Annotated in this window: 23 protein-coding genes and 1 tRNA gene; 10 read left to right on the forward strand and 14 right to left on the reverse strand. The window is 60.0% G+C overall.

What is annotated here, in order from left to right:
- Positions 1-4 precede the first annotated feature (4 nt).
- Positions 5-460, reverse strand: coding sequence for a GFA family protein (locus tag AC0V6M_RS05690; protein WP_486139575.1), 456 nt, complete (start codon positions 458-460; stop codon positions 5-7).
- Complete coding sequence (gene sucC, locus AC0V6M_RS05695) at positions 460-1,674, reverse strand: ADP-forming succinate--CoA ligase subunit beta (protein WP_486137877.1); 1,215 nt, start codon at positions 1,672-1,674, stop codon at positions 460-462. The genes AC0V6M_RS05690 and sucC overlap by 1 nt, the downstream gene beginning before the upstream one ends.
- Positions 1,675-1,784: 110 nt before the next feature.
- On the opposite strand from sucC, the gene AC0V6M_RS05700 reads away from it, so the two are divergent.
- Positions 1,785-2,564 carry a 3'(2'),5'-bisphosphate nucleotidase CysQ gene (locus tag AC0V6M_RS05700; RefSeq protein ID WP_486137878.1) on the forward strand — a complete coding sequence of 260 codons (780 nt, stop codon included), beginning with the start codon at positions 1,785-1,787 and terminating at the stop codon, positions 2,562-2,564.
- 215 nt (positions 2,565-2,779) lie between these two features.
- Here the strand turns inward: AC0V6M_RS05700 and AC0V6M_RS05705 are convergent, their stop codons facing one another.
- Complete coding sequence (locus AC0V6M_RS05705; RefSeq protein ID WP_486137879.1) at positions 2,780-3,478, reverse strand: YiaD family glycine zipper/OmpA-like lipoprotein; 699 nt, start codon at positions 3,476-3,478, stop codon at positions 2,780-2,782.
- A 224-nt stretch (positions 3,479-3,702) separates the two neighbouring features.
- Between AC0V6M_RS05705 and AC0V6M_RS05710 the strand changes: the two genes are divergently transcribed.
- Positions 3,703-5,013 carry a hemolysin family protein gene (locus AC0V6M_RS05710; RefSeq protein WP_486137880.1) on the forward strand — a complete coding sequence of 437 codons (1,311 nt, stop codon included), beginning with the start codon at positions 3,703-3,705 and terminating at the stop codon, positions 5,011-5,013.
- 104 nt (positions 5,014-5,117) lie between these two features.
- On the opposite strand, the gene AC0V6M_RS05715 is transcribed toward AC0V6M_RS05710, so the two are convergent.
- The 9 genes from AC0V6M_RS05715 to AC0V6M_RS05755 form a co-directional block, all read right to left on the reverse strand.
- On the reverse strand, positions 5,118-5,528 hold the full coding sequence (locus tag AC0V6M_RS05715) for a DUF3035 domain-containing protein (RefSeq protein WP_472643672.1): 411 nt from the start codon (positions 5,526-5,528) through the stop codon (positions 5,118-5,120).
- Between the two features lie 15 nt (positions 5,529-5,543).
- The gene (gene lspA / locus AC0V6M_RS05720; protein WP_486137881.1) at positions 5,544-6,098 is read right to left on the reverse strand and encodes a signal peptidase II; all 555 of its coding nucleotides are present in this window, start codon (positions 6,096-6,098) and stop codon (positions 5,544-5,546) included.
- Positions 6,099-6,209: 111 nt separating this feature from the next.
- Positions 6,210-9,263 carry an isoleucine--tRNA ligase gene (locus tag AC0V6M_RS05725; protein ID WP_486137882.1) on the reverse strand — a complete coding sequence of 1,018 codons (3,054 nt, stop codon included), beginning with the start codon at positions 9,261-9,263 and terminating at the stop codon, positions 6,210-6,212.
- Between the two features lie 12 nt (positions 9,264-9,275).
- A complete protein-coding gene (locus tag AC0V6M_RS05730) occupies positions 9,276-10,214 on the reverse strand; it encodes a bifunctional riboflavin kinase/FAD synthetase (protein ID WP_486137883.1) in 939 nt (312 codons plus the stop codon).
- Positions 10,214-10,738, reverse strand: coding sequence for a dihydrofolate reductase (locus AC0V6M_RS05735; RefSeq protein ID WP_486137884.1), 525 nt, complete (start codon positions 10,736-10,738; stop codon positions 10,214-10,216). The genes AC0V6M_RS05730 and AC0V6M_RS05735 overlap by 1 nt, the downstream gene beginning before the upstream one ends.
- Positions 10,735-11,820, reverse strand: a complete 1,086-nt coding sequence (locus tag AC0V6M_RS05740) for a 5-(carboxyamino)imidazole ribonucleotide synthase (protein ID WP_486137885.1) — start codon at positions 11,818-11,820, stop codon at positions 10,735-10,737. Before AC0V6M_RS05740 ends, AC0V6M_RS05735 begins: the two co-directional genes overlap by 4 nt.
- A 9-nt stretch (positions 11,821-11,829) precedes the next feature.
- Positions 11,830-12,324: a 5-(carboxyamino)imidazole ribonucleotide mutase gene (purE, locus tag AC0V6M_RS05745; RefSeq protein WP_486137886.1), complete on the reverse strand. Its 495-nt coding sequence runs from the start codon at positions 12,322-12,324 to the stop codon at positions 11,830-11,832.
- Between the two features lie 7 nt (positions 12,325-12,331).
- The gene (gene gpmA / locus AC0V6M_RS05750) at positions 12,332-13,018 is read right to left on the reverse strand and encodes a 2,3-diphosphoglycerate-dependent phosphoglycerate mutase (protein ID WP_486139576.1); all 687 of its coding nucleotides are present in this window, start codon (positions 13,016-13,018) and stop codon (positions 12,332-12,334) included.
- A 141-nt stretch (positions 13,019-13,159) separates the two neighbouring features.
- Positions 13,160-13,318 carry a hypothetical protein gene (locus tag AC0V6M_RS05755; RefSeq protein WP_472643664.1) on the reverse strand — a complete coding sequence of 53 codons (159 nt, stop codon included), beginning with the start codon at positions 13,316-13,318 and terminating at the stop codon, positions 13,160-13,162.
- A 90-nt stretch (positions 13,319-13,408) separates the two neighbouring features.
- On the opposite strand from AC0V6M_RS05755, the gene AC0V6M_RS05760 reads away from it, so the two are divergent.
- A tRNA-Thr gene (locus tag AC0V6M_RS05760) sits at positions 13,409-13,483 on the forward strand.
- A 48-nt stretch (positions 13,484-13,531) separates the two neighbouring features.
- On the opposite strand, the gene AC0V6M_RS05765 is transcribed toward AC0V6M_RS05760, so the two are convergent.
- Positions 13,532-14,284, reverse strand: coding sequence for an SDR family NAD(P)-dependent oxidoreductase (locus tag AC0V6M_RS05765; protein WP_486137887.1), 753 nt, complete (start codon positions 14,282-14,284; stop codon positions 13,532-13,534).
- Between the two features lie 141 nt (positions 14,285-14,425).
- Between AC0V6M_RS05765 and AC0V6M_RS05770 the strand changes: the two genes are divergently transcribed.
- The 5 genes from AC0V6M_RS05770 to AC0V6M_RS05790 all read left to right on the forward strand — a co-directional run bounded on the left by AC0V6M_RS05770 (position 14,426) and on the right by AC0V6M_RS05790 (position 19,828).
- Positions 14,426-15,595, forward strand: a complete 1,170-nt coding sequence (locus AC0V6M_RS05770; RefSeq protein ID WP_486137888.1) for an acyl-CoA dehydrogenase family protein — start codon at positions 14,426-14,428, stop codon at positions 15,593-15,595.
- Between the two features lie 43 nt (positions 15,596-15,638).
- Positions 15,639-16,205, forward strand: coding sequence for a PH domain-containing protein (locus tag AC0V6M_RS05775; RefSeq protein ID WP_486137889.1), 567 nt, complete (start codon positions 15,639-15,641; stop codon positions 16,203-16,205).
- A complete protein-coding gene (locus tag AC0V6M_RS05780; protein ID WP_486137890.1) occupies positions 16,202-17,782 on the forward strand; it encodes a PH domain-containing protein in 1,581 nt (526 codons plus the stop codon). Before AC0V6M_RS05775 ends, AC0V6M_RS05780 begins: the two co-directional genes overlap by 4 nt.
- A 97-nt stretch (positions 17,783-17,879) precedes the next feature.
- Positions 17,880-18,899 carry a threonine aldolase family protein gene (locus AC0V6M_RS05785; RefSeq protein ID WP_486137891.1) on the forward strand — a complete coding sequence of 340 codons (1,020 nt, stop codon included), beginning with the start codon at positions 17,880-17,882 and terminating at the stop codon, positions 18,897-18,899.
- Positions 18,896-19,828 (forward strand): DMT family transporter, encoded by a 933-nt coding sequence (locus AC0V6M_RS05790; protein WP_486137892.1) that lies wholly within the window; start codon positions 18,896-18,898, stop codon positions 19,826-19,828. The genes AC0V6M_RS05785 and AC0V6M_RS05790 overlap by 4 nt, the downstream gene beginning before the upstream one ends.
- Here the strand turns inward: AC0V6M_RS05790 and AC0V6M_RS05795 are convergent.
- Positions 19,812-20,606 carry an SDR family oxidoreductase gene (locus tag AC0V6M_RS05795; protein WP_486137893.1) on the reverse strand — a complete coding sequence of 265 codons (795 nt, stop codon included), beginning with the start codon at positions 20,604-20,606 and terminating at the stop codon, positions 19,812-19,814. The genes AC0V6M_RS05790 and AC0V6M_RS05795 overlap by 17 nt on opposite strands.
- 52 nt (positions 20,607-20,658) lie before the next feature.
- Between AC0V6M_RS05795 and pepN the strand changes: the two genes are divergently transcribed.
- Together pepN and pgeF are read left to right on the forward strand one after the other, a co-directional pair.
- Positions 20,659-23,325, forward strand: coding sequence for an aminopeptidase N (pepN, locus tag AC0V6M_RS05800; RefSeq protein ID WP_486137894.1), 2,667 nt, complete (start codon positions 20,659-20,661; stop codon positions 23,323-23,325).
- 2 nt (positions 23,326-23,327) lie between these two features.
- Positions 23,328-24,068 (forward strand): peptidoglycan editing factor PgeF, encoded by a 741-nt coding sequence (gene pgeF / locus AC0V6M_RS05805; RefSeq protein ID WP_486137895.1) that lies wholly within the window; start codon positions 23,328-23,330, stop codon positions 24,066-24,068.
- Positions 24,069-24,192: the final 124 nt, after the last annotated feature.

Raw genomic sequence — 24,192 nt, forward strand, 5'->3', positions numbered from 1 at the left:
GTCTTTAAGAGATCCGCACTTCCCACGTTCTGTAAGTGTCAGCGAGTCTCAGAAATTCGTCTGCGGAGGGTGCCATAGCAAAACTGTGTGGTGCTACGCCGACGGCGGCCTTCAGGCCTTCATCGGTGTAGAGCTCTACAAAAGGAGCAAACTCAAGGGCCTGCGTCAGCATCGGGGTGCGAATGTTGACCATATCGTCCATCCCGGCTGGGCGAGTGAACATCCAGCCGAGGCACTCTGGGCAAAAGAAGTGCTGTGTGGCTTCTTTGAGGCCGCCTCGCACCGGGCTGCCCGCCGTCACACGGAAGCGCTCTTTTTTGTAAAGTGCGCTCAAGGAATATGGACCGCCGGTCATGCGCTGACAGCCCTCGCAGTGGCAAGCGGCGGTGAGCAGGGGAGGTCCATCGACCTCGCACTGCACTCCGCCGCACCGGCAATGTCCGTTGTAGACAGCCAGAATTACGCCGCCTGCTTAACCTCAGCGACGATCTTCTTCGCAGCGTCACCCAGGTCATCTGCAGCCACAATCGGCAGTCCGCTATTGGCGAGGATGTCCTTCCCCTGCTGGACATTGGTGCCTTCGAGGCGGACCACCAGTGGGACGGACAGGTTCACGTCTTTCGCCGCTTGGACGATGCCGTCGGCGATGATGTCGCACTTCATGATACCGCCGAAGATATTGACGAGGATGCCCTCGACCGCTGGATCTTTCAGGATGATCTTGAAGGCCGCAGTCACTTTCTCAGTGGTTGCGCCGCCGCCTACGTCGAGGAAGTTGGCTGGGAACGCGCCGTTCAGCTTGATGATATCCATCGTTGCCATGGCGAGGCCTGCGCCATTGACCATGCAGCCAATGTTTCCGTCGAGCTTGATGTAAGCGAGGTCATATTCTGACGCTTCGACCTCGGATGGATCTTCCTCGGTCTCGTCGCGCATCGCCTCGATGTCTTTGTGCCGATAGAGCGCATTGCCATCAAAGCTCATCTTGGTGTCGAGCACCAGCAGATCGGCCTTGCCCTCGGCATTTGGCTTGGTTTCAACCAGTGGGTTGATTTCCAGCATTTCGCAATCGCTTGCCATGAAGGCGGCATAAAGCTTGGCGGCTAGTTTCTGGCACTGCTTGTTGAGATCGCCTGAGAGCTTCAGAGCGAATGCGACCGCGCGGCCGTGATGCGGCATGAAGCCTTGCGCCGGGTCGATTGTGATCGTCGTGATCAGCTCTGGCGTGTTGTGCGCCACGTCTTCGATATCCATGCCGCCTTCGGTGGAGGCGACCATGGCGACCTGACCGCTGGCCCGGTCGACCAGCATCGCGAGATAATATTCGCTCTCGATATCAACGCCGTCGGTCACATACAGACGGTTGACCTGCTTGCCCTCTGCACCGGTTTGAATGGTCACGAGCGTGTTGCCGAGCATTTCCTTCGCGTGATTTTCCACTTCATCGAGAGAGAAGGCGAGGCGTACACCGCCCTTTGCGTCTTCTGGCAGTTCCTTGAACTTGCCCTTGCCGCGTCCACCAGCGTGAATTTGCGCTTTTACGACATAGAGCGGCCCGGGCAGCTGCTTGGCACCGGCCAGGGCTTCTTCCACGCTCATCGCGGCATGGCCTGCTGGCACGGCGATTCCGTGTTCTTTTAGCAATTCCTTGGCCTGATACTCGTGAATGTTCATCGCTGGCTGTCCTTAATTCGTAAATGCGGGGAGATAATGTTGGTACGTGCCTAAGCATGGATTCACCGGCTTGAAAAGTGTGCTTTGTACGGCCACGACTAAACGCTCACATGATTGACCGAATTCGCCTTCAAGAAATCGTCCGCGAAGCGGGCCGGATCGCGCATTCCCGCTGGCCGGGTGATGGTCATGCGCTGAGCACGTGGGAGAAGACTCCTGGCGATCCTGTGAGCGAGGCTGATCTTGAGGTTGATGCCTTCTTGAAGCGAGAGCTGGGCGCGCTGCTGCCGTCTGCTGGCTGGCTGTCCGAGGAGACCGCGGATGATCCGGGGCGGCTTGATAACGACCTGATTTGGCTGGTCGATCCGATTGATGGCACGCGCGACTTTATTCGCGGGCGGCCGGGCTGGGCCGTATCCGTTGCTTTGATCAGCGCTGGACGGCCTCTTATCGGGATGCTGGCTGCGCCTTCACGCGGCGAGGAATGGATTGCGGAGGCGGGCAAGGGCGCGACCCTCAATGACCAAGCGATCACCGCTTCAAGGCGGACCGAGTTTTCCGGGGCGCGTATTCCGATTGATCAATTGCCTAGTCCCGATTCTGATCTGGTGATCGTTGAGAAGCCCAATTCAATCGCGCTGCGCATTGCGATGGTGGCGGCGGATATGGCGGATTTGGTCGCAACTTTGCGCTGGGGCTATGAATGGGACGTGGGCGCTGCGACGCTGATAGCGCGCGAAGCCGGCGCGCAGGTTTCCGACGCTTTTGGCGCACCGCTTGGTTATAACAAACGGGATCCGCGTGCCTTTGGAGTGCTCGTTAGCTCACCACAGATACATGGCGCTGCGGTTGAGCGGATTGCTGAACGGGCCAGAGATCTATCCAAGTAGGCTGTTTTGTTTGCGACCTAGCCACCTGCGCCCTCCACCCTTCCACCCGGATGGTATCCCGGTAAGCTCCGGGTGGAAGGGTGGAGGGCGCAGGTGGCTAGGCCATCGTTCAAAAGGCTGAGCCAAGCAAGCGTACGCGAGCGCCGGCGCTTGAGGCGAAACCAAAGAAGGGCCAGGTTTCCCCGGCCCTTCTCGATACTCACAAGAATGAGTGTTTATGAACCAGCGCGCGCTGCGTTCACATCGTCTTGGCTGATCGGTACGATCTTGATTTCGACCCGGCGGTTGAGCGGCTCGTTGACATTGTCGCCGGTCTTCACGCGCAGATAGTCGTAACTTTCACCAAAGCCCTGCGTTGCCATCCGGCTGCGGGCGACGCCGCGCGACGCGAGGTAATCGGCAACCACCTGAGCGCGCTGTTCTGAAAGGCGCTGGTTTAGCGCATCAGAGCCTGTGGTGTCGGTAAAGCCGTACACATCGACGAGGCTGTTGGGATATTTGATCAGGCTGTCGGCCACGGTGTTGAGTGTGTCGTAGAACCCGGGATTGATGTCGGCTGATCCGCTGGCGAAGGTTACGCCATCAGGTAGGCGCACCAGAATCGCATCTTGATCGCCGATCTCCTCGACATCGACGCCGCTACCTGCGGTCTGCTCGTCGAGTTCCTTGATCTGGTCGTCAAATTGCTTGCCGATAACCGCGCCGGCGGAACCGCCGATGCCTGCACCAATAATGCGGGCCGTATCGCCGCCAACCACGCCGCCGAGCAGATAGCCCAAAGTGCCGCCCAATGCCGCGCCGATACCGGTGCGTGAAATTTTCTGCTGTCCGGTGTTAGGGTCCGTGACGCAGGCGCTGGTGCCGAGCAGCGCGATGGCTGCTGTGCTCGATAGGAAAATTCTTGCTGTTTTCATTGTCGTTGTCCTCCTCGACCGCTTAAAGCTCGCACAAATCTGGCTTCGCGTGCAAGTGTCAGCGCCTAAAGCTGCGCTGATCTGGCGTGCATGTGCCTTGGCCCGCTTTTCGGCAAGCTGAATGGAGTTAATTCTTGTAAACCATAATCCAGAGTGGCCGCTTTTTGAGCGTATGGATGCGAGACCGGCTGGCAAGGCTGAACAATTGTGCTAGCGGATAGGGTGTGACCCCCTTTCCTTGGCCAGACCTGTTCATCATTTTCGGATTGATCGTGCTCAATGGCGTGTTCGCCATGTCAGAGCTAGCGATCGTATCGGCGAAAACCGCACGCCTTAAGGCAAAAGCAGAGGATGGCTCCGCTGCGGCGAAGACCGCGCTAGAGCTGGCCGCTGATCCGGGCAAATTCCTCTCCACCGTGCAAATCGGCATTACCCTGGTAGCGATCATTACCGGCGCATACTCCGGGGCTAGTCTGGGTGAACCACTGGGTGAGCGTCTGATCCCGTTGGGCGTGCCTGCAGACATGGCCAGTGACGTTGGATTTGGCATCGCGATTGCGCTGACCACCTATCTCAGCCTGGTGATTGGCGAGCTCGTGCCGAAGCAGCTCGCTCTGCGTTCTTCGGTGCCCATCGCCTTGGTCATGGCGCGGCCGATGGCCTTTATCGCCCAGATCGCCGCCCCGCTGGTGTGGCTGCTCGATAAATCCTCCGCTGGGATCATCCGCCTGTTCGGCATTCGCAAGGGCAGCTCCAATTCGGTGACCGCCGAGGAATTGCAGATGATTTTCGCTGATGCGACCCGCTCTGGCGTGATCGAGGCGGAACAGCATCAGATCCTGACCGGTGTTGTGCGCCTGGCCGAGCGGCCCGTGCGCGAGATGATGACACCGCGAACAGAGCTCGACTGGATTGATATCAGCGCCGATGAAAAGGCGATCAAAGCCGCGATTGAAGCCAGCCCGCACTCGCTGCTGCCAATCGCTGATGGCTCGCCTGACAACGTGCTGGGCGTGGTGAAAGTGCGCGAAGTGCTTGCTCACATGGTGGCGGGTGAAGAGGTTTCGCTGAAAGATATGATGCGCAAGGCCGAGGTGGTCCCGGATCAGCTCGACGCGATGGATGCGCTGCGGGTTTTGCAGCAGGCCGATATCGCGCTCGCTATGGTCCACGATGAATATGGCCATCTCGACGGCATCGTCACGCCGGTCGATTTGCTGACCGCAATGGCGGGCAATTTTGTGAGCGATAAGGACGAAGGCGATGAGCCTGACCTGATCGAGCGCCCGGATGGCTCTCTGATCATTTCTGGCGCAATCTCAGCGGATGCTTTGGCGGACCGGCTCGGCCTTGACTACGACGAGAGCCGAGAGTTTGGCACGGCCGCGGGCTATGTCCTGTCCGTGCTCAAACGCCTACCGGTCGCAGGCGACACGTTCAGCGACCAGGGCTGGCGTTTCGAAGTTGTGACAATGCACCGCCGCCGGATCAGCAAGATCCTGGTGCGGAAGTTGCCGGAGCCAACCGAAGAGTGAATTTTTCGTACGGGCGGTTGAACGACGCCGAACCGCCCGCAGCGACGCGACCTTTAGGTCGCGTGAGCGAGGATATTGCAAGCGCGGATGCGCGCTTGCGCAAACTAACCAGGTACGACCGTCTGAGCCGATGCGCCGTCGCCCTCTGGCGCAGCGATGATGTCCCGCGTTACCCGGCCCTTGGCGACCGTATTGGTGCCCTCATCACCCACTTGTGAGCGGATGCCCGGTGCAGCGGCACCAGCACGGTCAAGCGCGCTGGTTTCCACTTGGCTGCGCTCAGCAGGACCGCCAAAGATAGCGTCCAATGCTTGCTCAGAGGCAGTGCCATCGGCCGGACGCGGCGCGCCCGGTGCAGGCGGCGCGAGGTTGAAATCTGGCGGAACCACGAGGGGTGCCTGGCGCTGAACGGCGAATTCATCAGGCCGCTCGCGGTTGAAAATGCCCGAGCCTCCACAGGCGCCCAGCATAGCGCTGGTCGAGATCAGAAGGATGGCAGTTTTGTAGGCACGCATTGCAAATTCTCCGAGTCAATTCTCAGCCGGCCGCTCAGCGTTAAGCTCGCTGGCTGGCTCTTCAGCGGTTTCTGTATCACTCTTATCGCTCGCAAAAAAGCTGCGAATAAGGATTACGACCACGCCGATGGTGATAGCGGCATCGGCGACGTTGAAAACAAGGAACGGGCGAAATGTGCCGATGTGCAAATCGGCATAGTCGATCACATAGCCAAATTCATAGCGATCACGGATGTTTCCGATGGCTCCGCCCAGGATCATGGCAAGGCCAATGATGTCACCCATCAGCCGCTCTCGCATGATCCAGACCAGCACGACGAGCGCGATTAGCGCCGTCATACCGACCAGCGCCCAGCGCATTTCCATGCTCTGCGCGGTCAGCAGTCCGAGCGAAACGCCGCGATTAAAAACAAGCGTTAGATCGAAAAATGGCAGGAGATCGATTTTGTCACCTTCGCGTGTCAGGCCAAGCGGTCCGGTCACATACCATTTGATCAGCTGATCCACGCCCGCGATGATGAGCGCCAGCACCAGGCCGATTATCCGGTTGCGGGTAAACAGGCCGCTCATGATTTTTTCTCGTCATGCTGAACTTGTTTCAGCATCCATCGCTGACTCCACCTGAGTGAAATGGCGCTGGGGATGGACCCTGAAACGAGTTCAGGGTGACGGGCCTGTTCGTTATTCACCGAGCACCTCCGCACAGCGTCCGCATAGCGCGCCTTCCTCAGGCACGTCAGGCAGCAAGCGCCAGCAGCGCCCGCATTTCGCATGAGATGTTTTGACGACGGTCACCTCGTCCCCTTGGCCGCGACTGACTGTCGCAGTGATGAACAATTCGGCGAGCTGTTCGTCGCTCACGCCTTCCGGCACCGCGCTGGCGGGCACAGTAACCTCGGCCTCCAGGCTGGAGCGGATGGTCTTTTCGCGCCGCAAGGGCTCAATCGCTTCGGTCACACGTTCGCGCAGAGCCCGCAAGGCCTCCCATTTGCCGGTGTCGGCAGGCACGACCGGAATGCTCGGCCATTCAAGCAAATGCACGCTGCCGCCTTGCTCGCCGTCTTCGGGATAGCGGCTCTGCCACACTTCCTCGGCGGTGTAGACCAGCACTGGCGCGGCGTAGCGAACAAGCGCGTGGAACAGCAGGTCGAGCACAGTGCGATAGGCGGTTCGGCTAACTGAGTTTTCGCCGTCGCAATAGAGCGTGTCTTTGCGAATATCGAAGAAGAAGGCCGAGAGGTCTTCGTTGCAGAAATCGACCAGCAGGCGGGTGTAGCTGTTAAAGTCGTATTCTTCGGCGGCCTTGCGCAGCTTGGCGTCGAGATCACCCAGCAGCGAGAGAACATAGATCTCCAGCTCAGGAATTTCGCCGCCATCCGACATATCGCCGACAAAGCCATCGAGCGCGCCGAGCATATAGCGGAATGTGTTGCGCAGGCGGCGGTATTGGTCACCCACGCCTTTCAGGATTTCATCGCCGATCCGGTGGTCTTCGGTAAAGTCCACGCTGAGCGCCCACAGCCGGATGATATCCGCGCCATATTGCTCCATCACCTTCAGCGGATCGATGGTGTTGCCGAGCGATTTCGACATCTTCTTACCCGCGCTGTCCATGGTGAAACCATGGGTCAGCACTTCGTCATAGGGCGCGCGGCCGCGCGTCGCGCAGCTTTCCAGCAAGGAGGATTGGAACCACCCGCGGTGCTGGTCGCTGCCTTCGAGATAGAGGTTCGCAGGCCAGGTTAGATCCGGCCAGCGGTCCGATTCCAGCACGAATGCGTGGGTGCAGCCGCTGTCGAACCACACGTCCAGAATATCGGTGACCATTTCATAGTCATCCGGGTTGTGATTGGATCCGAGGAATTCGGCCTTGCGTGCTTCTTCCCAGGCATCGACGCCCTCGGCGGTGACGGCGGCGACAATGCGCGCGTTCACTTCTGGGTCTTGCAGATAGGTGCCATCGGGGCGCACGAACAGCGTGATCGGCACGCCCCAGGCGCGCTGGCGGCTGAGCACCCAATCGGGCCGCCCCTCGACCATGGAGCCGATGCGGTTCTGGCCCTTGGGCGGGACGAAATTCACTCGCTCAATTTCCGACATGGCGCGGGCGCGCAGAGTGTCGCCTTCGCCCTTGGGCAATGTGCCGCCCACGGCCGCGTCCAAGTCTTCCAAAGACGCGGAATGCAGTGAAGACAATGGCTCCAGCGGCTTGTCCATCGGCACAAACCATTGCGGCGTGCAGCGATAGATCACCTTGGCTTTGGAGCGCCAGGAGTGCGGATAGGAGTGTTCGTATTTGTCGTTTTCGGAGAGGAGAGCACCGACCTTCCTCAAATCAGCTCGAATTGGTCCTTCTTTAGAGTTAAATGGTTTGTTGATGACCGCGCGGCGGCGCGCCTTGCCGTCCGCATCCAGATCATCCGCGCCGAGCCACGGCCAATCATCACGGTACCGGCCATCGTCCATCACCGCGAAAACGGGATTGATGCCGTTCGCCTTGCACAGCTCAAAATCATCCTCGCCGTGATCGGGCGACATGTGGACCAGGCCAGTGCCGCTTTCGGTGGTGACAAAATCGCCTTCGAGGAAGGGGCGCGGCTTGGCGTAAAACTCGTTGTCCGGGAACTTGTCCGCCATTGGGTGCTTGGCGATGGTTCCGGCTAAGTCTGAGCCTACCAGTTTTGTCTTTGAGATTTCGGAAAGGGTTTCGTCCATCGCAAGATGTGGCTCGAAGATCATCTTCCCTAAGGTGGGGTCACCGAGGTCAATTCCCTTCAGGCTTATGTTTAGACGCTCAAAGAAAGGCTCGATCAAATCGGTCGCGATCAAAATTCGGTTGCCACGTTTGTACCATGGCAAGACGTTTTCGACTCTTGTTATAGCTTGATCGTATTGACCGTCCTCAGCGGCGCCATCAAAACTGAGCAGGCAATCGATGATCGTATATTCAACATCCGGCCCATAGGCGATCGCCTGGTTCACTGGGATCGTCCAAGGCGTCGTCGTCCAGATCACCGCATGCGCGCCGACCAGTTCGGGCACATTCGGGCATTCCGCGATCTCAAACGCCACGTCAATCTGTGGGCTGTCGGTCAGGTCTTCATACTCAACCTCAGCCTCGGCCAGAGCGGTCTTTTCAACCGGGCTCCACATAATCGGCTTCGACCCGCGATAGAGGTTGCCCGCCTCCACAAACTTCATCAGCTCGGCAACAATCGTGCCCTCTGCCTGAGGGTCCATGGTGAGGTACGGATTGTCCCAATCGCCCATAATGCCAAGGCGTTTCGGCTGCTCACGCTGGGCATCGACCCATTTCTGCGCATAGGCGCGGCATTCGGCGCGGAATTCCTTTGGCGGAACCTCGTCCTTGTTCTTCTTTTTCTTGCGGTACAGCTCCTCAACCTTCCACTCGATTGGAAGGCCGTGGCAATCCCAGCCCGGCACATAGGGCGCATCCTTGCCCATCAGGTTCTGCGTGCGGCACACCATGTCTTTGAGGATATGGTTTAGCGCATGGCCGATATGCATGTCGCCATTGGCATAGGGCGGGCCATCATGCAGGATGAACTTCTCGCGACCGCTGCGGGTGTCGCGCATAGTGCGGTACAGGTTCGCATCCTGCCAACGCGCGAGAATGCCCGGCTCCTTCTGAGGCAGGCCGGCTTTCATTGGAAACGCGGTCTTCGGCAGGAAGACGGTGTCCTTGTAATCTCGCTTTTGGGTTTCTTCGGTCATTGTTGGCCTAATCTACGCTTTCGGCGCGCTTAGAAGCCTTCGCGCTTCCTCGCAATCCTTGTCCATCTGCACGATGAGATCATCGAGCGAGTTGAACTTCGCCTCGCCGCGCAGGAAGTGGTGAAAGGCGATTTCGATTTCCTGGCCATAAAGGTCGCCGGAGAAATCAAAGAAATGCGGCTCCAGCAATTCCTTGGGCGGCTCAAACTGAGGGCGGATGCCCATGTTCGCTGCACCTTTGAGCTCTTCGCCTGTGGCCAGCACTTTGCCGGTCACGGCGTAGACACCGTATTTGGGCCGCAGGTAGCTTTCGACATGCAGGTTGGCGGTGGGATAGCCGAGCTTGCGCCCGTTTTTGTCGCCGTGCTCAACAATGCCGCGGATCGCGAAGGGACGGGTGAACAGCTCTGCGGCGAGTTCCGGTTGGCCCTCGCGCAAGGCCTCGCGAATGCGGCTGGAGGAGACAATTGCGCCTTCTCCCTCGACCGGGGAGACGACCCGGCTTTCAAGGCCGTGTTCGCTGCCAAAGCGGCGCAGCAGATTGACATTGCCCTTCGCGCCTTTGCCAAAGGTAAAATCGCCGCCGGTCACGACGCCATGCGCGCCAAAGCGCTTGATCAGGATCTCGGTGATGAAATCCTCCGCGCTGGTGCTGGAGAGCTCAGCATCGAAATGAAACACCAGCATCGCGGTTGCGCCTGCGCCCAGGTACAGCTCTTGGCGCTGCTCCAGTGTGGTCAGGCGGAACGGCGGGGCATCGGGGCGGAAAAAGCGCACTGGATGCGGATCGAATGTGGCGATGATCGAAGGGCGACCTTCGGCATGCGCCCAGTCGATCGCCTCACCGGCGACGGCCTGATGCCCGCGGTGGAAGCCATCGAAATTGCCCAGCGCAATAATCGCGCCGCGCAGCGCCTCTGAGACAGGTTCACGGTGATCGAGCCAGCGCATTATGCGTCCGCATCCAGCGTGTCTGTGCGTCCTTGCCGATGATAGGTGAGGAAGGAGTAAGCCGGTTGATCGCCCTCGGCTGGAAAGTCTTCACGGGCGGTGACTTCCCATTCATCGCCAATCGGCTTCATGAAGGTGTCGCCGGCATAGTCCGCATGGATTTCGGTCACTTCGATCCGGTCGGCATGCGGGCGAAACACGTCGTATATCGCTGCGCCGCCCACCACGGCGATCTCGCCGGTTTCATTGCCATCGCGGGCCAGCTCCAGCGCCTCGTCGATGGAATGCACCACCTCTGCGCCGCTGCTGTCCCAGCGATCGCGCCGGGTTAGAACGATATGGCGGCGGCCGGGCAAAAGGCCTGGCAGGCTCTCAAAAGTCTTGCGCCCCATGATCATCGGGCGGTTCATGGTCAAGGCTTTGAACCGCTTTAGGTCCGCAGGCAGGTGCCAGGGCAGCTTGCCATCCTTGCCAATCGTGCCGTTCCCAGCGCGGGCATAAATCAGGAATATCTTGTCGCTCACGCGCTGGCCGGTCCTGTTTCATGGCTCACCCGGGTGACATGGCCCATCTTGCGGCCCTCGCGGGCCTCCGCCTTGCCATAGAGGTGCAGATGCGGCTCGCCGTTCTCGGCCAGCAGTGCGTGCGCCTCCAGCGCGTCTTTGCCGATAATGTTGTGCATTTCGATGCTGGCAAAGCGGGTTTCGGTGCCGCCCAGCGGCAGGCCGCAAATGGCACGAATGTGGTTCTCAAACTGGCTGGTGGCCGCGCCCTCGATGCTCCAATGGCCGGAATTGTGCACGCGCGGGGCCATTTCGTTGAAGACTGGGCCAGCCTTTGTCGCGAAGAATTCTAGCGTTAGGACGCCGACGTACTTCAGCGCATCGGCAACCTGCCCGGCGATACCGCGCGCGGCCTCAACCTGCGCTTCGACCAACGGGCCAGCGGGCAGGATGGAGCTGCTCAGCATCCCACTGTCATGGGTGTTGGCGGTGGAATCCCAGAAGCGGATCTCGCCATCATATCCGCGCACGAGGATCACTGAAAACTCGGTTTCGAAATCGACCATGCCTTCATAGACGCAGGCGACACCGGGGAAGCGGATGCCATCCGCGTCATGCGCGGAGGCGACGCGCCATTGGCCCTTGCCATCATAGCCATCGCGCGCGGTCTTAAGGATGCCGGGCGCGCCGACCATCTCCAGCGCTCTGGTAAAATCCGCATCATCTTCAACTCGCTTATAGGGCGCTGGCTGCGCGCCGAACCCTTCGACGAAGCTCTTTTCATTGAGGCGGTCTTGCGCGACTTCCAAAGCCTTCGGCCCGGGGGCCAGCATTGTTTCTGGCAGAGCGTGCACCGTGGAGAGCGGGACGTTCTCAAACTCCCATGTCACCACATCGCATTTGGCCGCAAAGGCGGCGAGCGCGGCGGTGTCGCTCCAGTCATTCTCGAAGAAATCAGTACAGACATCGCGCGCTATATTGTCGCCTTGGGGCGCATAGCCGACGCAGCGATAGCCAAGTTGGAGCGCGGCAACCGCCAGCATTCGGCCCAGCCGACCGCCGCCCAAAATACCAATTGTCGAGCCGGGAGGAAGCGTTCTCATGGCGCCCCTTTAGTCCTGCGGCGTTTCAGTGACGGCGGCGCTACGCGCGGCCCGCCAATCTTGCAGCCGCTGCGACAGGCCTTCGTCTGACAGCGCCAGAATGCTGGCAGCAAGCAGGCCGGAATTGGTCGCGCCCGCCTCGCCAATCGCCAGCGTGCCGGTGGGCACACCAGCGGGCATTTGCACAATCGACAGCAGACTGTCCCAGCCCGATAACGCCTTGGACTGAACCGGCACGCCGAGCACGGGCAGATGCGTCATCGCCGCGATCATACCGGGCAAATGGGCCGCTCCGCCTGCGCCCGCGATAATCACGTCAAAGCCTTCGCCCTCTGCGCCTTTGGCAAAGGCGGCCATGCGGTCAGGTGTGCGGTGGGCCGACACGATCCGCGCCTCATGCTCCACTTCCAGCTCTTCAAGAACGTCAGCCGCGCGCTTCATCGTGGGCCAATCCGATTGGCTGCCCATGACGATGGCGACTTTGCCGGTGGTATCCTTGGCCATATGCGCCTCAGCTGTCCTTCAAATAGTACCGCTCGCCCGGGACCATGGCATCGTCGAAATCATAGATGATCGGCTGGCCGGTGGGAATCTCGAGCCCGGTGATGTCCTCATCTGAAATGTTCGACAGATGCTTCACCAGCGCACGCAGCGAATTGCCATGCGCAGAAATGATTACCGTCTCGCCGCTGGCCAGCACCGGCAGGATTGCGCTCTCCCAATAGGGCAGCACGCGCTCAATCGTCAGCTTCAGGCTTTCGGTCTGAGGCACATCAATCCCGTCATAGCGCGGGTCTGCACCGGGATCATATTCGCTGCCCGGCTCAATTGGCGGGGGCGGCGTGTCAAAGCTGCGGCGCCAGATATGCACCTGCTCATCGCCGTGCTTGTCGCGGGTTTCTTGTTTGTTGAGGCTGGTCAGTCCGCCGTAATGCCGCTCGTTCAGCTGCCAGTTCTTGGTCACCGGCAGCCACAACAGGCCGGCTTCTTCCAGTGCGAGGTTGAGCGTTTTGATCGCGCGCGTTTGCAGCGAGGTGAAGCAGGTGGTTGGCACCACGCCTTTCTCGCGCATCAGCGCACCTGCGGCCTTGGCCTCGGCAATGCCTTGTTCCGTGAGGTCAACGTCCCACCATCCGGTGAAACGGTTCTCCAAGTTCCACTGGCTCTGGCCGTGGCGCACGAGAATAAGTTTAGGGATGGTGTTTCTCCGGATTTCCGCTTTGCTGTTCCGAGCCACCCACTCCCTCCGCCCTTCCACCCGGACACTTTCGGATACGATCCGGGTGGAAGGGCGGAGGGAGTGGGTGGCTCGGGTTACCCAAAATTTAAGTCAAACCCACTAGCCCCCGGCGTCGTCCTTGGAAACCCTGCTTTCGCCCGATTCGCTCGCGGGGCTAGCAAGATCGCGTCCTTGCGCTTTGCGGCGGCGCAGATTCTCTCGCAATTTCGCGGCCAAACGCTCCTCGCGCGACAGATTGTTGCTTTTGGTGTCACTCATGCGAAATGCCTTGCCGATATCGGGCCTCAGGTTCAAGCGCCGCTTGACATTGGCGCCGCACCCAACGATAGGCGCGCGTCTTGAACAGGCGCCGCGGTAGCTCAGTGGTAGAGCGCGTCATTGGTAATGACGAGGCCGAGAGTTCAATTCTCTCTCGTGGCACCATTCTTCTCTGTTTTATGGAAATTGGCAGCACCTGCGCTTCACGCGGGCCTACAAACTCTGCCCGTCGTCCAGAACGAAATCCGCGCCCGTGATAAATTCCGCCGCGTCTGAGCAGAGCATCAATATCACTGGGTCCAAGCCCTCTTCGCCCATCAGGCGCTGCTTTGGAAAGCGTTTCACCTGACGTTTGCCAGCATCGGTTTCGAACCAGTCATTGTTGATGTCGGTGCGGATGTAGCCGGGCGATACGGTGTTCACGCAGATTCCGGTGCGTGCCCATTCCTTTGCCATGCTGCGTGCGGCTTGCACCACGCCCGCTTTGCTCGCTGAGTAAGCGACGAGCCCCGGAGAGGCTTCAAATGCGGTGATCGAGGCAATCATCACGATCCGGCCATTGGGCACGCCCGCATCAATCATTCGCCGCGCACCTTCACGCGCGGTCAGGATCGCGCCCTTTAGATTGATGCTTAGCGTTCGCTCTATCTCTTCTTCGCTGGTTTCGGTCGCCATGCCCTGGCCATCAATACCGGCATTGGCGATGACAGTATCGACCATGCCAAAGGCGGCTTCTGCCGCGTCGAACCCTGCGACAATATCCGCATCTCGGCCGACATCCATCGTGATCGGGGTCGCCTTATCACCGATTTCGCTGGCCAAGGCCTCGAGCCGGTCCTTGCGCCTCGCACCCAGTGCAACATTCGCGTCGCTCGCGGCCAAGATTCGGCCAAAGCGCATGCCCAAACCCGATGATGCCCCAGTAATCAGCGCATTGCGCCCGCTCAAATCTGCAGAAATGCTCATGCAGCGGACTATGGCGATAGAGGCGGATGGCCGTCTACAGATTTTTTTAGGTGTCCGGCTGTTTGCAAGGCATATCTTGCGCAAGAGCCGCTCCCATGCGCTAGGAAGCAGCAAACGCGATCACCATCTTTGAGGACAGCCATGGACTTTAATTTTACCGATCAGCAGCGCGAACTGCAGGAAACCGCGCGCAAATTTGCCCGCGCTGAATTGCCAGAGCTGGCCCGCGACATGGAGGCCAATGATTATCCCGTGCCGCCAGAGATGCTGCGGACATTTGGTGACATGGGGTTTCTGGGCGTCAATCTTCCAGAGGAATATGGCGGACTGGGCCTTGGCCATATTGAGGCGCTGATCGTGCTGGAGGAGTTTGCACAGGTTTCCAACGCGGTTGCCTTTCCAGTGTTTGAGGCGCTGACCGGGCCAGTGCGCACAATTGACCGGTTTGGCTCGCCAGAGATGAAGGCGCGCATCCTGCCAGAGGTGATCAAGGGCGAGAAGATTGTTGCAGTTTCTATGTCAGAGCCGGACGCTGGCACGGCGTTGACGGACCTCACAACCAAAGCCGTACCGGACGGAAACGGTTATGTCGTCAATGGCTACAAACGCTGGACCAGCGGCGGCGGGCATTCTGACTATTACGTCACCTATTGCCGCTTCACCGATGAACCAGGCGCAAAAGGGATCGGCGCGATCCTGCTCGAAAAAGACATGCCGGGCCTGCAATTTGGCAAGCGCGAGGAGCTGATGGGTTTTCGCGGCATCCCGACCGCCGATTATGCGATTGAAGATGTGAAAGTACCCGGCGAGAACGTGATTATCGGCGCGGGCGGTTTCGGCAAATTGATGAGCGCGTTCGGGCTGGAGCGCTGCGGCAATGCGACGCAAAGCCTGGGCGTTGCGGCGGCGGCGCTGGAACAAGCGCTCGCCTACACGCAGGAGCGCGAGGCGTTCGGCAAACCAATCGTGGATTTTCAAGCCGTGCAGATGAAGCTGGCTGAAATGGCGATGAAGGTCGATGCGGCGCGTCTGCTCATCCACCGGGCGGCAGTGAACGCCTCCAGCAATCCCGACGGCCTGCCGAGCGTTTATGAAAGCAGCCTCGCCAAATGCTACGCCAATGAGATCGTGCGCGATGTCGCCGCGCTCGGCATGCAAGTGATGGGTGGATATGGCTATCACAAGGATTACGGGATGGAGCAGCGGCTGCGCGATGCCTATGCTTGGGGGATCGCGGGGGGCGCAATCGATGTGCAAAAGACCAATATCGCCAGCGCAATGGTGGGCCGCCGATTCAATCAAAGGGCGTAATTGGGACTTGTGCGGCGCGGCTGTATTGCGCATCTAAGGCACTATGGACACACCCGATACAATTCTGACCCCTGCTACGCCTGTACCGGCCGGCAATCCTGCCGCGCCTGCTGCCGCGCAAGAGGTCGCTCTGCATGATGACGCGGCGCTGACTCAGCCGCACCCGAATTACGTCCATTCCCTGCGTTTGACCGCGATCCTGACGTCGATTCCGGTTCTAATTGGTGGACTGGTGTTTGAGGCCGTGATTGTCGAAGAAACGCCAATTCCGGCTGGTGTGGTGATGAGCGTTTTGCTGGTCCTCTCGCTCATCTTCATCATTCGCGTGCCGATGCGTCGCTTTCAGGCGCGCGGATACAATATGAGCGCCGACCGGCTGCGCGTCGTGCGCGGGATCTTGTGGAATTCTGACACGGTTGTGCCATTTGGCCGGGTTCAGCACATTGATGTGGATCAGGGCCCGATTGAACGGTTCTTCGATCTCGCGACGCTTACCGTGCACACGGCGGGCAGCCACAATGCATCGGTGCATTTGCCAGGGCTCAACAAGGCGCTGGCCGACGACATGCGCGAGGATATTCGCGCGCATATCAAGCGGGATACAATGTGAGCGGCGAGGTGGTCAGCGAGGCCAGCGGCGCTTCTGCAGCCGCACCTGCAGATACACAATCCGCCGGGATAGTGCCTCAGCGCACCGCCCCGCTCAGCGTCGCCTTGGGCGTGGTCAGCGGGCTTAAAAACGCCGTTCTGCCGGCGGCCTTTGTCGCATTTAGCAGTAGCAGCAATTACGCCATTCTTATCGCGCTGGGGCTCGCCGCGCTGATCTTCGCGGTCAGTTTTGCGCTGGGCTATATCCGCTGGCGCAAGCTGACCTACACCGTCGGCGTGGAAGACATTCGGGTCGAAAGCGGACTGGTGTCGCGCACGGCGCGCTCGGTCCCGTTTGAGCGCATTCAAGACGTCAGCCTAGAGCAGAAATTGCTGCCCCGCTTGTTCGGTCTGGTCTCGGTCAAGTTTGAAACCGGCGCAGGCGGCGGCGAGGATTTGTCGCTTTCCTTCCTGACTGAAGATGAAGGTGAGCGTTTGCGCCAAGTGGTGCGCGAACGCCGCGCCGCTGAAACGGCCCCTGTGGCGGCGAAAGGTGCTAGCGAGCAAGCTGCCGCCGCTGAGGCCCCGCAGGATGAGACCGCCGAGGCGCTCTTCACCATGGGCCCTCGCCGTATTTTCATTTTCGGATTGTTCAGTTTCTCGCTTGCCGTGGTTGCTGTCCTGTTCGGTTTGACCCAGCAATTTGAATTCCTGTTGCCGTTTGATCTGTGGGATTTTGAAGCTTGGGAAGAGCGGCTGATCGGACAAAGCGATGCGCTCTCCAGCCTTGGGCGCAGCGCGCAGATTGTCGGCGGGATAATTGCGGTCCTCTCGCTGATCATCTTAGGGATCGCGACGGGCATGATCCGCACGGCTTTGCGCGAATGGGACTTCCTGCTGGAAAAAACGCCCCGCGGGTTCCGGCGTCGTCGCGGACTGCTGACCAAAACTGACGTCGTAATGCCGGTTCACCGGGTGCAGGGCATCAAAATCGGCACGCGTTTCATCCGTTACCGGTTCGGTTGGCATGGCCTCAAATTCATCAGCCTCGCGCAGGATGCAGGGGCATCGAATCATGATGTTGCGCCGTTCGCGCAGCCGGATGAGATCGCGCCAATCGTTGAGGCCTCCGGCTTTCATCTGCCGAGCGAGGATGCGCAATGGCACCGGGCCGCGAAGAAATACCGCTTTGACGGCGCGCTGATCGATGGCGGCGTGTTCCTGCTTATCGCCGTGCCAGTGGCGATATTTGCGCCGCCATACTTCGTGCTGATTCCGCTGGTGATGGCGGCGGTGTTTGCCTTTGCCGCGCTCTATTCTTGGCAATTTAAGCGCCATGCTCTTGATGACAGTCAGATCATGTCGGTCAGTGGGCTGTTCTCACCCAGCAGCATGATCGCCAACCGCGTGAAACTGCATTCGGTCGAGATCAGCCAGGGCCCGATTGCGCAAAGGCGCGGCTATGCGAGTTTGGACTTTGGATTGGCAGGAGGCAGCCTCTCGATTGCAGGCGTCCCCTTGGAGCGTGCACGCGAGGTCCGTGCAGCAGTGCTCGAAACGATCGCCAGCAAGGATTTCTCTCAGCTCGAACGGGCATAGCTCGCGGGATTAAGTCGTCCACCAAGTCACGAAATTCAAACTCAAGTCGCTTGAAGCGGCTTGCGAATGTGGCTGCGCGCTTTAGACGCGGGCGGTGATGACAACGCTAATGCCTTTCCTGTCCGACAATGCCGCGCCGGTCCACCCCAATGTGTGGGAAGCGATGCGCGCGGCGGATCATGCTGACAATCCCTATGATGGCGACGCGCTGTCGGCGCAGCTGGACGAGCGCTTTAGCGATCTGTTTGGGCGCGAATGCGCGGCGGAATGGATCGCCACAGGTACGGCGGCCAATTGTCTGGCGCTGGCCACCATATGCGGACCCCATGGCGGGGTCGTGTGCCATGAAGAGGCGCATATCGAAGTCGATGAGGGCGGCGCGCCCGGCTTTTACCTGCACGGCGCGAAGCTGATGCTGGCGGGCGGCGAAGGCGCGAAGCTGACGCCGGAAGGCATTGCCGCGCTGCTCGATCCGATCCGCGATGATGTGCATCAGGTACAAGCCCACGCCATCGCGATTACACAGGCAAGCGAATATGGGTGCGTCTATTCCAGCGAGGAACTCGCCGCGCTCAAAGAATTTGCGGCGGCGCGCAAACTTGGCCTGCATATGGACGGCGCGCGCTTTGCCAATGCTGCGGCGAATGCAGGCGGCTCGGCTCAGGCAGCCGCGCGTGCGGCGTGCGGCCCGGTTGATAGCTTGGCCTTTGGCTTCATTAAGAACGGCGGCATGGGCGCAGAGGCTGTGGTGCTGTTTGACGAGAGCCAAGCCGATCTGGTGCGCTATCGCCGCAAACGCGCCGGCCATTTGCAATGCAAGGGGCGCTATTTAGCGGCGCAAATTCTCGCGATGCTTGATGGTGATCTATGGCTGGCGAATGCGAGCCATGCGAACGCAGCGGCGGCGGAAATCGCCGGGGCTTGCGGCGATCGCTTGATGCACACTGTCGAGGCCAATGAACTGTTCGTGCGACTGACTGAGGCTGAGCGAGAGACGCTGCGCGCGCAAGGCTTTGCCTTTTACGATTGGGGCGCCGATGCCGCCCGGTTTGTGACCGCGTGGAGCACCCGCGATGACGATGCGAGCGCGCTGGCTACGGCGATCTCCACTCTATGAGTGAATTGCCCCCACATGCGATGCTGCGTCCGCGCATTGCCCTGCCTTTTCTTCTGGTCGCCTTTATCTGGGGGTCGACCTGGGTTGTCATTGTCGGGCAGGTCACCGATGTTTCGCCGCATTGGTCGGTCGCATTTCGATTTGCCTTGGCGACCCCGGCGATGTTTGCGCTGGCCCTGTTTATGGGCGGCGGTTTGCGCATGCCGAAGCGCGCACACCGGCTCGCCTTGGCCATGGGAGTGTTCCAATTCTGCGGTAATTACACCTTCGTCTATCTCGCCGAGCTTCACCTCACCTCGGGTATTGTCGCCTTGCTGATTGGGATGATGTTGGTGCCCAATGCGATCCTTGGCTGGTTGTTGTTGAAACAGCCGATAACCGGGCGCTTCGTCGCAGGGAGCGGCATTGCGCTGGTGGGGATTGGGCTGCTGTTGTGGAATGAAGCGCTGGAAGGCAGCGCGGTGGAGCATCTGGGCGGAGACGTTGTGCTCGGGACTGTGCTTGCCCTGATCGCAATGCTGTCGGCATCCATTGCGAACGTCATTCAGGCTGGACCCGCTGGTAACGGTGTGAAGCTGGTGACGCTGCTGGCATGGGCGATGCTGTATGGCACGGTCATGGATGGCGCGCTTGCGTTTGCGATCAGCGGGCCGCCGACCTTTCCCAGTTCGGCGAGTTACTGGCTGGGAACGGTATGGCTTGCACTGGCCGGTTCGGTTGTGACCTTCCCTATTTATTACGGGCTTGTGCGCGAGTTGGGCGCGGGTCGGGCCGCTTATAACGGGGTGCTCGTGGTTGTTGTCGCGATGATTATCTCGACCGTGTTCGAAGGCTACATATGGACGGCGATGGCGGCTGGCGGGGCTGCCCTTGCCATGCTGGGATTGGTCGTCGCGCTGCGCGCCCGGCAGGTCAAAGAAGCGAGTTGAGCCCCTCCACATAGGTCGGATATTCCGGTTGCCATCCCAGCACCCGCTTGGCCTTGCCATTCGCAACTCGGCGGTTTTCTGCATAAAATCCGCGTGCCATTTCTGACAGGTTTGCTTCCTCCAGCGTCTCCAAAGAGGGCGGCTCGATCCCGAGCAATTGGCAAGCATGTTCGGTCACCGCATTGCCGCTCGCGGGCAGATCATCGGCAAGGTTGTAAGCCCCCGCTGGCGCGCCGCTGGTGAGAGCGGCAACCACGCCGCTGACGATGTCATCGACATGCACCCGGCTGAAGACTTGATCCGGCATATCGATCCGGCGCGCGCGGCCGTCGCGCACGCGGTCCAGCGCGCTGCGACCCGGCCCATAAATGCCGGGCAAGCGGAACACTCTCGCGCCCAGTTTCATCCATAAAGCATCGGCTTCGGCGCGGGCATTGCGGCGGCCTGCCCCGGTTTCGGCAATCGTCGGTGTGCTTTCGTCGACCCAAGCACCCTGCTGATCGCCATAAACGCCGGTGGAGGAGAGATAGCCAAACCAAGTTTTGCCAAAATCGCGGCCATAGGTGTCCAAAACAGGATCCAGCCCGGCCTTGCGATCCGGCGGGACGGAAGAGAGCACATGGCTTGCGCGCTCCAGCGCTGCTGCCACAGCATCGCGGTCGGCAAAATCCACATTGCCCGCGCTGCCCGTGGCGTCCACTTGCCAGCCGCGCGTTCGCATTTGTTCAGCGATGCGTTTTGCGGTGTAGCCAAGCCCAAAGATCAGCAAATTTGTCATGCGCGCCACCTAATCGCTGGACGCTGAGGCAAATCAACCTAAATCTGAGCCTATGGATATTGCAACGACCCCCTCGACCCCGGATGGCAACCCTCAACTGGCCGATGCGCCGCCGGTCCCAGCGGAACCGCCGGTGATCCTGCGCGCAGATTATAAGCCGTTCCCTTGGCTGCTCCCAGAAACTAAGCTCGTGTTCAATCTAGGCCTTGAGACAACACGCGTGCTGGCCAGTTTTAAAGTGGAGCGCAATCCTGCTGCTGAGGCCTCCAACGAGCTAAGGCTCAATGGCGACAGCCTGACACCGGCGCGCGTTACCGTCGACGATGTGACGGTTGACGATTTTGCGATGGACGGGCCGGATCTGATCCTGACGCTGCCCGGTGACAGCCACTCAATCATGATCGAGACCGAAATCGATCCGAGCGCGAACACCACGCTGATGGGGCTCTATGCCTCAAACGGCATGCTGTGCACTCAATGTGAGGCGGAGGGCTTTCGCCGGATTACTTTCTTCCCTGACCGGCCTGATGTGCTGTCGACATACTGGGTGCATATGAGCGGACCCAAGGAGCTGTTCCCGGTTCTGCTGTGCAATGGCAACAAAATGGCCGAGGGCGAAAGCGAGAATGGCCAGCATTTTGCAGAATGGCATGATCCATGGCCCAAACCGAGCTATCTCTTCGCGCTCGTCGCGGGCGATCTGGTCGCCAATTCCGCGCCGTTCACGACGATGTCTGGCCGCGAGGTTGAGTGCAACATCTGGGTCCGCGCCGAAGACTTAAGCCGCACGGATCATGCGCTCGCATCGCTCCATCATTCGATGAAGTGGGATGAGGAGACTTTTGGGCGCGAGTATGATCTCGACCTCTACAACATCGTTGCCGTGTCAGATTTCAACATGGGCGCGATGGAGAACAAAGGTCTCAACGTCTTCAACACCAAATATGTACTGGCCGATCCCGATACCGCCACCGATGCCGATTATGACGGCGTTGAGGGCGTGATCGCGCATGAGTACTTCCACAATTGGTCCGGCAATCGCATCACCTGCCGCGACTGGTTCCAGCTGTCCTTGAAAGAGGGCTTTACCGTTCTGCGCGATCAGCTGTTCAGCCAGGATATGCGTGGGCATGCGGTGAAGCGGATCGAAGATGTGCGCATCCTGCGCGCCGCCCAATTCCCAGAGGACGCAGGGCCGCTAGCGCACCCAATCCGCCCGGACAGTTACCGCGAAATCAGCAATTTCTACACCGCCACCGTCTATAACAAAGGCGCTGAGGTTATCCGCATGATGCGCAATATGGCGGGTCTAGAGCGGTTCCGCGCCGGGACTGATCTCTATTTCAATCGTCACGACGGCGAAGCAGCGACCTGTGAGGATTTCATCACATCCATTGAGGATGGGGCTGGGCTCGATCTGGAGCAGTTCCGCCTGTGGTACCGCCAAGCAGGCACGCCGCGCGTGACGGTTCGCCAAGAGGATGCGAGCGATGGACTTACCCTGACGCTGTCACAAACCGTGCCGCCGACGCCGGGCCAACCGGATAAGCAGGCCATGCCGATCCCATTACGGGTCGCGGTGCACAGCCGCGCGACCAGCCAGCTTGGCGAAGAGGAGCTGATTGTCCTTACCGAGGGTGAGCAGAGCTTTTCCCTGCCAATGGTCGGGCCAGATCCCGTGGTCTCGATCAACCGCGGCTACACCGCGCCTGTGGTGATCGAGCATGATGTACCGCTCGAAGACCTCGGTTTTCTTGCCGCGCATGATGATGATCCCTTTGCGCGCTACGAGGCGATGCAGCAGCCGAGCGTCGGTCACCTCGTCGCGGCGGCCTCTGGCGAGCTTGATGAGGCGCAGCGGGCGGAGGGCAAGACCGCAATCGGCGATGCTCTGGCCGCAATCCTGACTGACGATGCGCTGGACGACAATATGCGCGGCGAGCTGATGATGCTGCCGAGCGAGACCTATTTGTTTGAGCAAATGGCGAGCGGCACGCGGCTGGCCGATCCGGGCGCGATCCATGCCGAGCGAGAGGCGCTGAAGACTGCGCTGGGCACCGTGCTGAAACGCGAGCTTGAAGGGCTCTATGCCCGCACGGCCTCGGTTGGCTTTGGCGATCCTGCCGGGCGCGGCGCGCGCAAGGTGAAGACTCAGGTGCTGGCGCTGCTCGCGGCGAGCGATCCAGAGCAAGCGGCAGGTATGGCGGCGCAGCAATTTGATGCAGCGGACAATATGACCGACCGCCAAGGCGCGCTGATGGTGCTGTGCGGTATCGACTGTCCGCAGCGTGCCGAGGCATTGAAAGCGTTTTATGATCGCTACACCGGCAATGATCTGGTGATCGACAAATGGTTCACGCTGCAAGCGCTTGCGCCGCATGCGGACGTGATCGATCATGTGAAGGCGCTGGCCGAGCATGATGACTTTACGATCAAAAACCCTAACCGTGTGCGCTCGCTCTACATGGCCTTTGCCGGCAATCCGGCGGGCTTCCACGATCCGAGCGGAGACGGTTACCGCCTGATCGCCGACCTCATTCTGGCGCTTGATCCGATCAATCCCCACACGGCGGCGCGGTTTGTGTCGCCTTTGGGCAAATGGCGCCGAATCGAGCCTAAACGCGCAGCCATGATGAAGGCAGAGCTGGAGCGGATTGCCGCCGCATCCGGCCTGTCGCGCGATACATCTGAGCAGGTCACCCGCAGTCTGGAAGGCTGAGCATGGGCGCGTTCGACATAACGCGCGCAGATGCGCTTAGGCATATTCCGCACGGCTTTTTCGGACACGCCAATGGCGCGCATCAATTCGGCTATGGCGGGGATGGTGACAGCGCCCTGATCGCGCGGGACCGGCTGGACGGGGCGCAGGCTCTTGTGGAGGGCGCCGCGTTCGCCGCTCCGCATCAGGTTCATTCGCCCGATGTTGTCACAGTGAATCAGGCATGGGCGGATGATCCCACTGGCCGCCCGGTAGGTGACGCTGTCGTTACGTCAACACCCGGCATTGTGCTGGGCATTGTGACGGCGGATTGCGCGCCGGTGTTGTTTGCGGACGAGCAGGCTGGGGTGGTCGGTGCAGCCCATGCAGGATGGCGCGGCGCGGTCGGCGGCGTGCTCGAAAACACGCTTGCCGCAATGGAGGCACTGGGCGCAGTGCGTCAGAACATCGCAGCCGCTATCGGCCCGACAATCGCTCAGGCGAGCTACGAGGTCGATGCGCCCTTTAGGGCCAATTTCACGCACGAGGATGAACGCCACTTTTCCGCCGGGGGCTATGAGCACTGGCAGTTTGATTTGCCAGGTTTTGTCGCCGCGCGGCTCGCCAAATCTGGGCTCGAAACCGTCCAATTGCTCGATTTGGACACCTTTTCGCTTTCCGAGCGTTACTATTCCTATCGCCGTGCGTCTCAGCACGGCGAGGCAAATTATGGGCGTCAAATCAGTATGATCGCTGCGTCCTGAGTCCGTTTGGCCATAGGCTTGCAGGAAAGCGAACAAGCAATGCTGAAAACAGTGTTGGAATCCCCGGCCATTGGGGCTAGGAGCGCGCACGAGTTGTAATCCGGCATGGGGTGAATGCAGGTTT

Source organism: Erythrobacter sp. JB3-1 (assembly GCF_057364995.1).